The organism is Mesorhizobium sp. 113-3-3 (assembly GCF_016756495.1).
In the GTDB taxonomy this organism is placed as follows: Bacteria; Pseudomonadota; Alphaproteobacteria; order Rhizobiales; family Rhizobiaceae; genus Mesorhizobium.
Window position 1 is genome coordinate 3200093 of sequence record NZ_AP023243.1, and the last position, 13190, is coordinate 3213282.

The following is a 13190-nucleotide window of genomic DNA, read 5'->3' on the forward strand; positions in this document are numbered from 1 at the left end:
AGCTGAGAGGGCTCGGCTAACCATCAACGTTCTGCGCCGCCCCGCGCTAGAAACTGAATCAGTCAAACTGGTTAGCCGTGATTGCTCAAGGCCTGATTCAATTCGCACTACGACTCAATGAAGGAAAAACGCCATGGCCACCACAAAGCTCCTCAGCGATGCCGAGGTCGAACAAATCCCGGCGGTCAAGGCGGTGTTCGACGACATCAGGGCGACGCGCAAATCGGATTTCGTCAACAATTTCTGGCGCGGGCTGGCCAATGATCCGGTGTCGCTGAAGCGGGTGTGGGAACAGCTGAAAGCGGTGATGGTCGCGGACAGCGCCATCGATCCGCTGACCAAGGAAATGATCTACATCGCGGTGTCGACGGCCAATGGCTGCTCCTACTGCGTCCACTCGCATACGGCAGCGGCGCGGGCCAAGGGCATGACCGACGCGCAGCATGGCGAGCTGGTGTCGATCATCGGGCTGGCGGGACAGACCAACCATCTGGTGACGGCGATGCAGATTCCGGTCGATCCCCAGTTCGAGCTGAAATAGAGGCTGCTGCCCCAGATCCGGAATTTTCATGGACAAGACGACCAGATTTCCAATTTCGCTTCCCGGCTACGAGATTGAAGGGCTGGTCGGAAACGATGCCCCCCGGTTGGCGCCGCTATACCAGGCCTGCTCGGATTATGCCGTGCTGGAGCGAGGCGAGCCGCCCAATGCCGACAGTGCGAGGGAGGAATTCGAAAGCTTTCCGCCCAACCGGACGGATGCCGACAAATTCGTATTCGGATTAAAAGCCGCCAATGGCGAATTTGTCGGCTTGCTGGCTTGCGACCGCGACTATCCGCAAGCCGGGTGTTGGTGGATTGCGTTGCTCATGATCGATCAAACCCTTCGCGGTCAAGGGTTGGGACGGGCCATCTGCGACGCCTTTTTCAGGTGGCTGAAATCCCGGCAGGTCACCCGCGTGGAGCTTGGCGTGCTCATGGAAAATGAGCCGGCGCTTCGATTTTGGCGGGGGCAAGGTTTTGGCCCGGTACGAACGGCGGGGCCGGTCAGCATCGGCTCCAAGCGGCATATGGTCGAGGTTTTAGGCCGACCGTTGTGAACAAGTCGGTCGCGCGCCTTGGAGGTCGCGACCCGTCCTGCACGTTTGCGTGTTTTGCGTATTGGCGCCCGCCGCTGACACGCTTGCCGGCGCCAGTCCACAGTTTGCCCAGCCGCTGTTAAGGAAGTGACATGGAACGGCACTAAGGAAGCCCCCATGCGATGCCGCTCGCCTGGGGGCGCGGCTCGCATGGTGGAGCCGGCATGAGAATCGTTCAGATTACAGACACCCATTTCAGCCCGACCAAGGCGCATTTCAACGGCAATTGGCAGCCACTGGCCGCCTGGATCGCGCAGAGCGGCGCCGACCTTGTCATTCACACCGGCGATCTCAGCGTCGACGGTGCCGACAAGGATGACGACATCACCTTCTGCATGGATCTGATGCGGGAAATCTGCACGCCGATGCTGCTGGTGCCGGGCAATCACGATGTCGGCCATCTCCCAGGCTCCCTGCAGCCGGTCAATGCCGCGCGCCTCGAGCGTTGGCGCCGGCTGGTTGGGCCGGACTACTGGATGGAAGACGCCGGGAGCTGGCGCTTCATCGGGCTCGACAGCCTGCTGATGGGTTTTGACGATGCCGAGGACGAGACGCAGTTCGAATGGCTGCGCACCGGGCTGGAAAGCCGCGGCGGCCGGCGCGTCGCGCTCTTTGCCCACAAGCCGCTATTCGTCGATCAGCCCGGCGAGGGCGATACCGGCTACTGGAGCGTCAGGCCGGCGCAGCGCCAGCGCCTCTACGACCTGGTCGCCGCCCACGATGTCGCGCTGTTCGCCAGCGGCCATTTGCACCGGGCATGGCAAGGCCAGTACCAAAACACATCGCTGGTCTGGGGGCCGTCGGCGGCTTTCGTGGTCGGCGAGATGGAGCGCGACATGCCGGGCGAGCGGCTGCTTGGCGCCGTCATCCATGAATTCGGCGACGCTGTCGCCAGCGAGATCGTCGCCATTCCCGGCATGACCACCTACGTCCTCGATGATGTGGTGGCCGAGGTCTATCCGCACGAGGCGCACAAGGTTCGAAAGCGGGTCGCGTCATGAGCGCGCTGTCGCTTCGCGGCCTGAAGAAATCCTTAGGTGGCAATGCCATTCTGAATGGCGTCAGCCTCGATGTCGAAGCCGGCGAATTTATCGCGCTCGTCGGTCCTTCCGGGTGCGGCAAGAGCACGTTGCTGCGCATCCTGGCCGGGCTCGACCATGCCGATAGCGGCGACATCTTCGTCGGCGGCAAGGACATGTCGCCGGTTGCCGCGGCCGACCGCAACATTGCCATGGTGTTCCAGTCCTACGCGCTCTACCCGCATCTGACGGCGGGACAGAACATCGCCGTGCCGCTCGCCATGAAGCGGCTGAGCCGGTCGCAGCGCCTGCCGCTGGTCGGCTCGCTGCTGCCTGGCCAGAAGGAGATCCGCAGCGGCGTTGCGCGCGATGTCCGCGAGATGGCGGGTCTGCTCAAGATCGACCACCTGCTCGACCGCAAGCCGGGGCAGATGTCGGGCGGCCAGCGCCAGCGTGTGGCGCTGGCGCGCGCCATGGTGCGCCATCCCTCGATCTTCCTGATGGACGAGCCGCTTTCCAACCTCGACGCCAATCTGCGCGTCCATGCGCGCGGCGAGATCGTCGAACTGCATCGTCGCGCCGGCGTGCCGACGCTTTATGTGACGCACGACCAGGCCGAGGCGCTTTCGATGGCCGACCGCGTGGCGGTGATGATCGGCGGCAATCTGCTGCAACTCGCAGCACCCGAAATGATCTACAACGACCCGGCGCATATCGAAGTCGCGCGCTTCATCGGCCAGCCGAGGATCAACATCATCCCGGCGAAGGCCGAGAACGGCCGTGTCGAGTTCGAAGGCATGCGGCTGGCTTTGCTGGAGAAGGTGGCGAACGGACCGGTCAGCGTCGGCATCCGGCCTGAATTCGTCAAACTGTCCCCCAGCGGGCGCAGCGGCCTTGCCGGTCGGATCGAACGCCTCGAATTCCTCGGCTCGGAAGTGATTGCCCATTGCCGGCTCGACGCCTCCGGCGACAGCGTCGTCGCCAAGCTGGCGCCGCAGGAGGCGAGGGACCTGATCGCCGGAATGAAGGTGGGGATCCTTCTGGCCCCCGAACAGGCGATGGTCTTCGGGCCGGAAGGAAAGCGGCTGCGCATCGCGGCGGGCGCGCGGCAGGAGCCGGCCTATGTCTAGCGTCGTGCTGGCGGGAAATATCCCGAGCGCCGCGGCACTGCGTGCGCGCAGCGAGGACCGGACCGCCTGGCTGCTGGCGGCGCCGGCCATCGTGCTGTTGCTGCTGTTCGTGCTGTTGCCGGTTGCGGCCGTCATCTTTCTCGGCTTCACCGATTTCGAGCTCGGCTACGGCAAGTTCCGCTTCGTCGGGTTCGAGAACTACGCGCATCTCTTGAACGACCGCACCTTCCGCCGGTCGCTGTGGAACACCTCGGTCTATACGGCCATCGTCGCTCCGGTCTCGATCGTGCTTGGCCTCGGCGTTGCCCTGCTGATCGAAGGCGAGGGGCGGGCGCGCGGTTTTTTCCGCACCGTCTATTTCCTGCCCGTCGCCTCGCTGATCGTCGCCATGGCGACCGTCTGGCAATACATCTTCCACCCGACGATCGGGCCGCTCAATGCGCTGCTTTCGCTGGCCGGCATTCCCGGTCCGAACTGGCTCGGCGCGTCGAACACCGTGCTCTACAGCCTGTCGATCATCGGCATCTGGCAGTCGGTCGGCTTCAACATGGTGCTGTTCCTGGCGGGGCTGACGGCGATCCCACGCGAGCTCTATGCCGCCGCCCATGTCGACGGCGCGAAATCGGCGCTCGACCGGTTTTTCCTGGTCACCTGGCCTATGCTCGGGCCGACGACGCTGTTCGTCGTCACCATCAGCGTCACCAATGCGGTGAAGGTTTTCGAGACGGTAAAGATGCTGACCGACGGCGGGCCCAACAAGGCGTCGGAAGTGCTGCTTTTCACCATCTACCAGGAGGGTTTCGTCTATCTGCGCGTCGGCTACGCCTCGGCGATGACGGTCGTCTTCCTGGCGATCCTGGTGGTGCTGATGCTTCTGCAGTACCGCGTGCTCGACCGGCGGGTGCACTACACATGACAGGCATTCCGGCCGGCAGCATCATCCGCTTCGCGCTGCTTTCGCTCGGCGCGCTGATGATCCTTGCGCCCTACATCTTCATGATCTCGACGGCGGGCAAGACGCAGAGCGACATCTTCACCTCGTCGCTGGCGCTGATCCCGCAGCATTTCTACTTCGCCGAGAATTTCGCCAAGGCGTTTGCCAAGGTGCCGATGGCGACGCTGCTGTGGAACGGCGTCGTCGTCTGCGGCCTGATCTTCTTCTTCCAGGTCGTGGTCGCCATCCCTTGCGCCTACGCCATGGCCAAGCTGAAGTTCCGCGCCGCGCGGCTGATGATGGTGCTGGTCATGCTCGGCCTGCTGGTGCCGATCCATGCCACCGCGCTGCCGCTCTACGTCGCCTTCGACAGGATGTCGCTGTTGAACAGCTACACCTCGCTGGTCGCGCCCTTCACCATATCGGTGTTCGCGATCTTCATGTTCCTGCAGTTCTTCCGCGCCATGCCCGACGACCTGCTGCACGCCGCGCGGCTCGACGGCATGTCCGAACTCGGCATCGTGGCGCGCGTCATCGTGCCCAATGCGTGGCCGGCGGTCACCGCCTTCGCGATCTTTTCCGTTGTCGCGCACTGGAACGACCTCTACTGGCCGCTGATCGTCGTCAGCAAGCAGGCCTACGCCACGCCGCCGCTCGGCCTGATGTATTTCCGCGCCGCCGAGGCCGGCGACGACTATGGCGCGCTGATGGCCGCCACGCTGATCATAACCCTTCCTCTCGTCGCCGCCTTCCTGCTCGCGCAGAAGCGCTTCGTCGAGGGCATCACCATGACCGGTCTCAAAGGCTGATTTGCCAACAACTGACTGGGCCAACAAGGAGAAACCAGCAATGAAGCATATTTCCAGGATTTTCGCCGCGGCGGCGGTGTCGCTGGCGGCGGCCCTTCCGGCCTACGCCGAGACGACGCTGACGGTTCACTACCCGATGCCTGGCTTTTTCAAGAACGTGATGGACACGATCTCGAAGAAGTTCATGGAGGAAAACCCCGATATCAAGATCCAGTTCGCCAGCCCGTCGGCGACCTATGAGGAAGGCATCCAGACCATTCTTCGCCAGGCCGGCACCGACGAGATGCCCGACATCACCTTCATCGGCCTCAACCGCCTGCGCATGCTCAATGAGCGCGACGTCGCCGTCGATCTCGGCCCGCTGGTCAAGAAGGAAGGCAATATGGCGGAGCTCGGCTTCTCCGACACGATCCTGAAGCTGGCGCAGGTCAACGGCAAGCAGGTTGGGCTTGCCTTCGCCACCTCCAACCCGATCATGTATTACAACGCCGACCTGATGAAAGCGGCCGGTGGCGATCCGGACAATCCGCCCAAGACATGGGACGAGGTGATCGCGCTCGGCGGCAAGATCAAGGCGCTCGGCAACGGCGTCGACGGCATCGACTTCCGCTGGCAGGGCGATGACTGGATGTTCTCGGCGCTGCTGTTCGGCGCCGGCGGCAAGATGCTGAACGAGGACGAAAGCAAGGTCGCCTTCAACGGTCCGGAAGGCGAAAAGGCGGTGGAGATCCTGCAGCAGATGGTGAAGGAGGGCGGCATGCCGGTCTTCACCAAGCCGGCGGGCGAGCAGGCTTTCGCGGCCGGCAAGGTCGGCTTCGAATTCCAGACCACCGGCGCGCTGGTCAACACGATCAAGAATGTCGGCGACAAGTTCACGCTGCGCACGGCCAAGATCCCGCTGATCGATCCGGTCAACGGCCATCTGCCGACGGGCGGCAATGCCGTGGTCATCCTGACCAAGGACGCGGCCAAGCAGGAGGCTGCCTGGAAGTTCGCTAAATTCGCCGCCGGCCCCTATGGCGCTTCCGTCGTCGTGCCGGGCACCGGCTATGTCCCCAACAATGAACTCGCGGCGAAATCATCAGATTATCTCGGCGATTTCTACAAGAAGAACCCGCTCTTCCAGGCCGGGCTCAGCCAGATGCCGCTGATGGTTCCGTGGTATGCCTTCCCGGGCACCAATGGTGTGAAGGTGACGCAGACGATCGTCGACAATCTGTCGCGCATCGTCGACCAGTCGGCGACACCGAAGGAAGCGCTCAATGACGCGGCCAGCGACGTTGAAGGCATGCTGCCGACGCAGTAAGGGCTTTTTATCGCGGGTCTTCCCTTCTCCCACAAGGGGAGAAGGGAAGAGAGCGCTACACCGGCCGATAAACCTTCTCCGCCGTGTTCCAGAAAATATCGGCCTCGGCTTCCGCACCATGCCTGCCCACCGCGTCGCGGTGCGCCTTGATCAGTTCGGCGTGGTTGGTCCAGAGTTTCTCGATCGGGAAGTTCGAGCCGAACATCAGATGGTCCGACCCTAGAATATCGATTGCGTTGTCGACGATATACGCAATCAGCGCCGGGTCGTTGCGGTGGGCGAAAGTGCCGAGACCCGACAGCTTGGCATAGAGATTGGGCGCGGCGGACAGCGTGCGCAGGCCAGCCTTCCAGGCCTCGGTGGTTTCCTGATCCAAGCCGGTCAGCATGCCGGCATGAGTGAGAATGAAGTTGATCCCGGGATTTTCGCCGACCAGCGTCAGCCCGTCCTTCATCTGGGCGGGAAAGAGCTGCAGGTCGAAGGACAGGCCATAGTCCTTCAGCCGCGCCACGTTGGCGCGCACTCTGGGGTCGATGACCTGATCGGCCGAGGCGGCGAAGCGGAAGGCGGGAGTCTCGTGCCAGTGCAGTTGCATCCGCACACCGCGCAGCAGCGGATATTTTGTCAGCCGGTCGATCTGCGGCCTTATGTCGTCGACCGTCATATCGGTATAGCCGACGATGGCATGCGGCCAGCCGGTCTCGTCAGCGGTCTTCTGCAGGAAGGCGACTTCCTTCTCGAAATCCTCCTTCGCCCAGTTGGTCTGGACATAGACGGCCTTCTCGACGCCTGATCCTTTCTGGTCCTCGAGGAATTCGCCGATCGGATAGTCGCGGCGGATCGGCTCGTAGGGGCCGAAGATGCGCGGCACCATCGGCCCGACCAGCCAGGGCTGGTCCTTCTGGCGCCAGATGTGGAAATGCGCGTCGATGGCTTTCTGCATCACGATACCCTTTTCCAGATTGTCGATGCCGCAGGGGCAGGGCGGGCGAGCGACAGGATGAAATCGGTGAGGCTGGTCAGCGACGAGCCGTCGATGAGGTCGTCGAGGTCAGGCAGGATGGCGCGCAGCGCCGCCGTGGCCGGTCGAAAGCGCGGATCGCCGGCCAAGGGCGTGGCCAGCGACAGCCGGAAAGCGCGGGCACTCAGCCTTCGTATCGCGGTCTCCAGCTCGGCATGATCGCCGCGCTCGAGCGCATCCGAGAGGATCACCACCGCCGCACCACGCGCGAAGGACGAAAAGCGCGGCACCGAGAGGAAAGCGAGCAGCGTCGGTCCCATGCGGGTGCCGCCGTCCCAGTCGTCGACCTGGGCCGCCGCGCGGGCCAGCGCCTGATCGCGGTCGCGGATGCGCAAGGCAGCGGTAATGCGCGTCAGCCGAGTGCCGAAGGTGAAGATCTCGGCACGGTCCGCGCCTTGCACGGCGGCATGCGCCAGCTTGAGATAATCCGCCGTGTGCAGCTTCATCGAGCCGGAGACGTCGATCAAGAGCAGCAGCTTGCGCGGCACGGTCTGGCGGCGGCGCAGCAGCGGCGAGGGGACATCGCCATCGGCGCTGACGATTTCGCGCAGCGAGCGGCGCAGATCGAGCTTGCCGCGCGAAGGAGTGCGCACGGTGCGGAAGGAGCGGCGGGCGGGAAGAGCCGAAGCGAGCTTGCGGCGGAAAGCGGCCAGCCTGTCGTCGTCGCGCTGGAAATCGCGTGTGCTCAGCTGTTCCAGGGCGGACGACAGTTCGCCGCCTTCCTGGGTGTGCACGGCTTCGATCCGTTCGTCGTCGGCGCCGCCATCGTCCTTGATGCGGGTTTCCTCGTCCGCTTCGCCTTCGATCACGGCTGAGGTGTTGCCGTAGAAATGGCTCTGGAAATGCGCCTCGAATTCGTCGCGGCGGTCGGGCGGCGGTGCAAGCGTGGCAAGGGCGGCCTCGCGGATGTCAGACATCGAGCGGGGGCCGAGCAGTGTGACCGCCTGCATGAAGCCGGAGACCTGTTCGGGGGCGACGGCGAAGCCGTAGCGACGCAGCCGGCGGGCAAAGCCAAGGAAGGGCGCGGCGGCGCGGGGGAGCTTCTCCTCGCCCCGTTTACGGGGGTCCGAAGGACGGGTCGAGACAGGCGGCTCGACCCCTGATGCCGACAGGCAGGTGAGGGGCGGCGCCACCTTCTGCCCACCATGGCGCTGCCCCTCATCCGCCCCTTCGGGGCACCTTCTCCCCGTAAACGGGGAGAAGGGGTTGTCGAGGTCCCGGCTCACGCCAGCGCCTCCTCGACAATCCGACCAAGCTCCGGCGCGATATAGGAGAGGTCTTCCTCGTCCTTGATCAGCACGCCGATGGCGCGGCGGAAGGCTTCGGGCCACGGGCTGCCGCCTTTTTCCAGAATGGTGGCGGCATTGGCCCATTCGACCGCTTCGGCGATGCCCGGCGGCTTGGCGAGCGGCCGGGCGCGGATGGTCTGGACGGCCGCCGCCACGGCGCGTGCGGTGGCCTCGGCGACATCGCCGGCGCGCAGCATGATGATGGCGGCCTCGCGCTCGGCGTCGGGATAGCCGATCCAGTGGTAGACGCAGCGGCGGCGCAGCGCTTCGGCAAGTTCGCGGGTGCGATTCGAGGTCAGGATGACGATCGGCTGAGTGGCGGCACGGATGGTGCCGCGCTCGGGAATGCTGATCTGGAAATCGGAGAGGAATTCGAGCAGCAGCGCCTCGAATTCATGGTCGGAACGGTCGATCTCATCGACCAGCAGCACGCGTTGCTCCGGCGCCTTCAGCACCTGCAGCAGCGGGCGGGCGATCAAAAAACGGTCGTCATAGATGTCGATCTCATGCTCGCCGGCATGGCGGATGGCGAGCAGCTGGCGTTGATAATTCCATTCGTAGAGTGCGTGCGCGGCGTCGATACCTTCATAGCATTGCAGCCGCACCAGATCGCGGCCGAGCAGTTCGGCGATCGCCTTCGCCGCTTCCGTCTTGCCGACGCCTGGCGCGCCTTCGAGCAGCAGCGGCTTGCCCAGCCGGATCGCCAGGAAGATGGCGGTCGCCAGGCTGTCGTCGGCCAGATAGCGCGAGGCGGCGAGGTGCTGCGCCACCGCCTCCGGCGAGGTCGCGACAGTCTCGGCTTTCACCTCGGGCATGTCAGTTCGCCGCTTGCGCCTTGAGCGCGCGCAGGATGCGCTCCGGCGTGATCGGCAGCGTGTCGATGCGTACGCCGACGGCGTCGAAGACGGCGTTGGCGACCGCCGGGATCTGCGGGTTGGCGCACATTTCGCCCGGCCCCTTGGCGCCGTAGGGACCATCCGCCGAAGGACGCTCCAGCACGATGATCTCGGTTTGCGCGAGATCGCCGGGGCCCGGCATCAGATATTGGTTGAAGTCGGTGCCGCCATGGTCGCGGTTGGGGTAGTAGGGCTCGGTGGTTTCGTAGAGCGCGTGGCTGATGCCCATCCAGGAGCCGCCGACCAGCTGCTGCTCGACCATTTTCGGGTTCAGCGCGCGGCCGATCTCGAAGACGTTCTTGACCGTCAGCACGGTGACTTCGCCGGTTTCGTCATCGACCTCGACTTCGGCCACGGTGCAGGCGTGCGCGTAGCAGGTCGAGGGCTTCATCGCGCCGGTCTCCTTCTCCGGATAGGAGCGCGGGATCAGGAACATGCCGCGTCCCGATATCGACCGGCCGCGTTTGAAATGCGCCGACAAAGCGACATCGAAGATCGAGATCGACTTTTGCGGCGCACCCTTGACCAGAATGTTGCCCTGGCCGTCGGTCTCGAGATCGGAGGCGTTGACCTCCAATTCCTCGGCCGCCACTTCCAGCATCACCTGGCGGGCTTCCCGGGCGGCCTGGATGACGGCGTTGCCGGCGCGGTGGGTGCCGCGCGAGGCGAAGGTGCCCATGCAGTGCGGGCCGGTATCGGTGTCGGCGGTGTCGACGACGACGCGGTCGGTGGGCACGCCGATGGTCTCGGCGCAGATCTGCGCCATGATCTGCTTCATGCCCTGGCCGAGATCGACGGATGACAGCGTCACCATGAAATTGCCGGTCGGCGTCGAATGCACCAGCGCCTGGGTCGGGTCGCCGCCGAGGTTCATGCCGGTGGGATAGTTGATCGCGGCCACGCCGCGTCCACGCCGGATCGCCATATCAGGCTCCCTTCCTGTAGGAGGACATCGCCATGAATTTCTCCGCCACCGGCCAGTTGGCGGCGCGCGAGGCTTCCTGCATGCATTCGATGAGTGCTGCCCCTTCCGTCGGCTGGCGATGCGCCTTCATGTCGCCGTCGCGATAGGCGTTGATGAAGCGGAATTCGAGCGGGTCCATGCCGATCAGCCGCGCCAGCTTGTCCATCTGCACCTCCAGCGCGAAGTCGCCGATGGTGACGCCAAAGCCGCGCATGGCCGAGGACGGCGTGCGGTTGGTGTAGACGCAATAGGTGTCGATCCAGACATTCGGGATGGTGTAGGGGCCGGGATAATGCCCGGCGCCCTTCTGCGCGCCATAGGGCGAGTGGCGCGAATAGGCGCCGGCATCGGTGTAGCCGGTGACCTTGCGCGCGACGATGCGGCCGTCCTTCATGACGCCGTCCTTGATGATGACCTTTTCGGCGGCGCGGGGCGAGGAGATCTGCATCTCCTCCTCGCGGCTGTAGATAAAACAGACCGGTCGTCCTGTTAGCTTGGCGCCAAGGATGGCGATCGGCTCGACGATGACGTCGACCTTGCCGCCAAAGCCGCCACCGACCGTGCCGCCGACGAAATGCAGCTTCGAGCCCGGCATCTGCAGGATGATCGAGGTGTTGTCGAGGGTGAAGAACATCGCCTGCGTGTTGGTGTAGCAGGTGAAGCGGTCATTGCCTTCGGGCGCCACCACGCAGCCGGTGGTCTCGGTCGGCGCATGCTCGATCGGCGAGGACTGGTAGCTTTGTTCGAGGATGTGATCGGCGCCGGCAAAGCCCGCCTCGACATCGCCGAAGCGTACCTTGCGGCACTCGCCGCTGTCATAGAGATAGTAATTCTGGCCGTGATATTCGTTGACCAACGGCGCGCCGGGCTTCAGCGCTTCCTCCATGTCGAAGACGGCCGGCAGAACCTCATAGTCGACCTTGACCTTGGCGGCGGCCTCCTGCGCGGCGCGCTCGGTCTCGGCCAGCACCGCCACCACCGCCTCCCCCTTCCAGCGCACCTTGCCGTCGGCCAGCACCGTCTCGTCCTCGGGGCCGATCTGGATGAGGATCAGGATGGTGTAGACATTGTGCGGTACGTCCTTGGCGGTCAGCACCTTGACGACACCAGGATGTTTTTCAGCCTGGGATGTGTCGATCGAGCGGATGCGGGCGTGGTGGTGCGGGCTGCGCACCATCTTCAGGTGCAGCATGCCGGGAAAGTTGCGGTCGGCGAAAAAGGCGGTCTTGCCGGTGACGTGGCCGGGCGAATCCGAGCGCGGCCTGGGCTGGCCGATTTCGTGCAGATCGTCCTTGCGAACATCGGCGAAGTAATTCTTGCGCAGTTCCATCGTAGCTCCCTCAGGCCGCGTTCTGCGAATTGGCGCGGGCCGCGGTGAGCACCGCCTGGATGATCGGCTCGTAGCCCGTGCAGCGGCAGATATTGCCCGACAGCGCCTCGACGACCTCGTCGCGGCTGGGATCGGGCGTGTGGTCGAGCAGCACCTTGGCGGCCATGATCATGCCCGGCGTGCAGAAGCCGCATTGCGTGGCGAAGGTGTCGAGGAAGGCGCGCTGCAGCGGATGGAGAACGCCGCCTTCGGCGAGGCCGGATGTCGTGGTGATGGCCGCGCGATTGCAGGTCTCGGCCAAGGTCAGGCAAGACAGCCTGAGTTCGCCGTCGATGATGACCGAGCAGGCGCCGCACGTGCCCTGGTGGCAACCGCCTTTCGGCGAGGTGTCGCCGATCTTGTCGCGCAGGGCGTTGAGCAGGGTTGTGCCGCTGTCGATGAATTCGGCTTTCTCGGAGCCGTTGAGCGTGAATTGAACCGGGACCTTCGCCATATTTCCTCCTTGCGCGCCTGCCCGACGGATCGGACAGACGCGCGCCCCCCAACGGGTGATTTCAGCTCAGCAGCAGCCGGCCGAGATGAACCGGCAGGACTTCAGCGCGGTACCAGGCGCTGGCGATCGGATCGGTGATGGGCGCGATGCCTTCGGTGACGGCGGCCAATGCCGCCGCGATGCCGTCCCGGTCGAGCGACTTGCCCAGCAGCGCCTTTTCCGCCGCCTTGGCCCGCACGGGGCGGTCGGCCATGCAGCCAAGCGCGATCCGCGCCGAAGACACGGTGCCATCGGCAACCCGCTCCAGAACGGCAGCGATGCTCAGCACCGAGACGCCCTTGGGCTTGACCCGCGACACTTTCAGGAAACGGAAGCTATCGTCCTTCGGCAGCGTGAAGCTGACTGCTGTGACGATGGCACGGCTGCCGTCCCGCTTGGCCAGGAAGATCTCGATCGGCAATTCGCCATCCTCGGTGCCGACCGTGGCGTCGAGCGCCAGCAAGGCCACGGCGAAATCGCCATAGGGCGCCGGCGCGAACAGATTGCCGCCGACGGTCGCCATGTTGCGGATCGCCGGACCGCCGACGGCGCGCGCGGCCTTGGCAAGCGCACCGAGGTCGGGATGACGGGCGATCGCCGCCATGCTCACCGAAGCGCCGATGCGGACCTTGCCCCCGGCAATCGCGATGGCCGACAGCGCCGGGTCGGTCGACCTGACAAGGCCGGAGACCGAAACATCGCCTTCATTGGCCGCGCGGATGACCAGTGTACCGCCGCCGAGATAGCGGGTGCCGGCCGTCTGCAGCGCCGCATTGGCGTCCTTCACGGTCGGGAATGTCTGGAGGGCAAGCGCCATGGAA

General features: G+C 64.7%; 14 protein-coding genes. 7 read left to right on the top strand and 7 right to left on the bottom strand.

Annotated elements, in window-relative coordinates:
- Positions 1-133: 133 nt before the first annotated feature.
- The 7 genes from JG746_RS15650 (at position 134) to JG746_RS15680 (ending at position 6337) form a co-directional block, all read left to right on the top strand.
- Positions 134-541 carry a carboxymuconolactone decarboxylase family protein gene (locus JG746_RS15650; protein WP_202358944.1) on the top strand — a complete coding sequence of 136 codons (408 nt, stop codon included), beginning with the start codon at positions 134-136 and terminating at the stop codon, positions 539-541.
- 28 nt (positions 542-569) lie between these two features.
- A complete protein-coding gene (locus JG746_RS15655) occupies positions 570-1100 on the top strand; it encodes a GNAT family N-acetyltransferase (protein WP_202358945.1) in 531 nt (176 codons plus the stop codon).
- A gap of 203 nt (positions 1101-1303) precedes the next feature.
- Positions 1304-2140 carry a metallophosphoesterase family protein gene (locus JG746_RS15660; protein ID WP_202358946.1) on the top strand — a complete coding sequence of 279 codons (837 nt, stop codon included), beginning with the start codon at positions 1304-1306 and terminating at the stop codon, positions 2138-2140.
- Positions 2137-3288, top strand: a complete 1152-nt coding sequence (locus JG746_RS15665) for an ABC transporter ATP-binding protein (RefSeq protein ID WP_202358947.1) — start codon at positions 2137-2139, stop codon at positions 3286-3288. Before JG746_RS15660 ends, JG746_RS15665 begins: the two co-directional genes overlap by 4 nt.
- The gene (locus JG746_RS15670) at positions 3281-4204 is read left to right on the top strand and encodes a carbohydrate ABC transporter permease (protein WP_202358948.1); all 924 of its coding nucleotides are present in this window, start codon (positions 3281-3283) and stop codon (positions 4202-4204) included. Before JG746_RS15665 ends, JG746_RS15670 begins: the two co-directional genes overlap by 8 nt.
- Positions 4201-5031, top strand: coding sequence for a carbohydrate ABC transporter permease (locus JG746_RS15675; protein ID WP_202358949.1), 831 nt, complete (start codon positions 4201-4203; stop codon positions 5029-5031). Before JG746_RS15670 ends, JG746_RS15675 begins: the two co-directional genes overlap by 4 nt.
- A gap of 40 nt (positions 5032-5071) precedes the next feature.
- Positions 5072-6337: an ABC transporter substrate-binding protein gene (locus tag JG746_RS15680; protein ID WP_202358950.1), complete on the top strand. Its 1266-nt coding sequence runs from the start codon at positions 5072-5074 to the stop codon at positions 6335-6337.
- Positions 6338-6392: 55 nt separating this feature from the next.
- Here the strand turns inward: JG746_RS15680 and JG746_RS15685 are convergent, their stop codons facing one another.
- From JG746_RS15685 to JG746_RS15715, 7 genes are all read right to left on the bottom strand, one after another.
- On the bottom strand, positions 6393-7280 hold the full coding sequence (locus tag JG746_RS15685; protein WP_202358951.1) for an amidohydrolase family protein: 888 nt from the start codon (positions 7278-7280) through the stop codon (positions 6393-6395).
- Positions 7280-8584 carry a vWA domain-containing protein gene (locus JG746_RS15690; protein ID WP_342216556.1) on the bottom strand — a complete coding sequence of 435 codons (1305 nt, stop codon included), beginning with the start codon at positions 8582-8584 and terminating at the stop codon, positions 7280-7282. Before JG746_RS15690 ends, JG746_RS15685 begins: the two co-directional genes overlap by 1 nt.
- A complete protein-coding gene (locus JG746_RS15695) occupies positions 8581-9462 on the bottom strand; it encodes an AAA family ATPase (protein ID WP_202358952.1) in 882 nt (293 codons plus the stop codon). The genes JG746_RS15690 and JG746_RS15695 overlap by 4 nt, the downstream gene beginning before the upstream one ends.
- 1 nt (position 9463) lies before the next feature.
- On the bottom strand, positions 9464-10468 hold the full coding sequence (locus tag JG746_RS37660) for a xanthine dehydrogenase family protein molybdopterin-binding subunit (RefSeq protein ID WP_010910368.1): 1005 nt from the start codon (positions 10466-10468) through the stop codon (positions 9464-9466).
- 1 nt (position 10469) lies between these two features.
- Positions 10470-11837 carry a xanthine dehydrogenase family protein molybdopterin-binding subunit gene (locus JG746_RS37665; protein WP_202358953.1) on the bottom strand — a complete coding sequence of 456 codons (1368 nt, stop codon included), beginning with the start codon at positions 11835-11837 and terminating at the stop codon, positions 10470-10472.
- A 10-nt stretch (positions 11838-11847) separates the two neighbouring features.
- On the bottom strand, positions 11848-12330 hold the full coding sequence (locus JG746_RS15710; RefSeq protein ID WP_202358954.1) for a (2Fe-2S)-binding protein: 483 nt from the start codon (positions 12328-12330) through the stop codon (positions 11848-11850).
- 61 nt (positions 12331-12391) lie between these two features.
- Positions 12392-13186, bottom strand: a complete 795-nt coding sequence (locus JG746_RS15715) for an FAD binding domain-containing protein (RefSeq protein WP_202358955.1) — start codon at positions 13184-13186, stop codon at positions 12392-12394.
- Positions 13187-13190 lie beyond the last annotated feature (4 nt).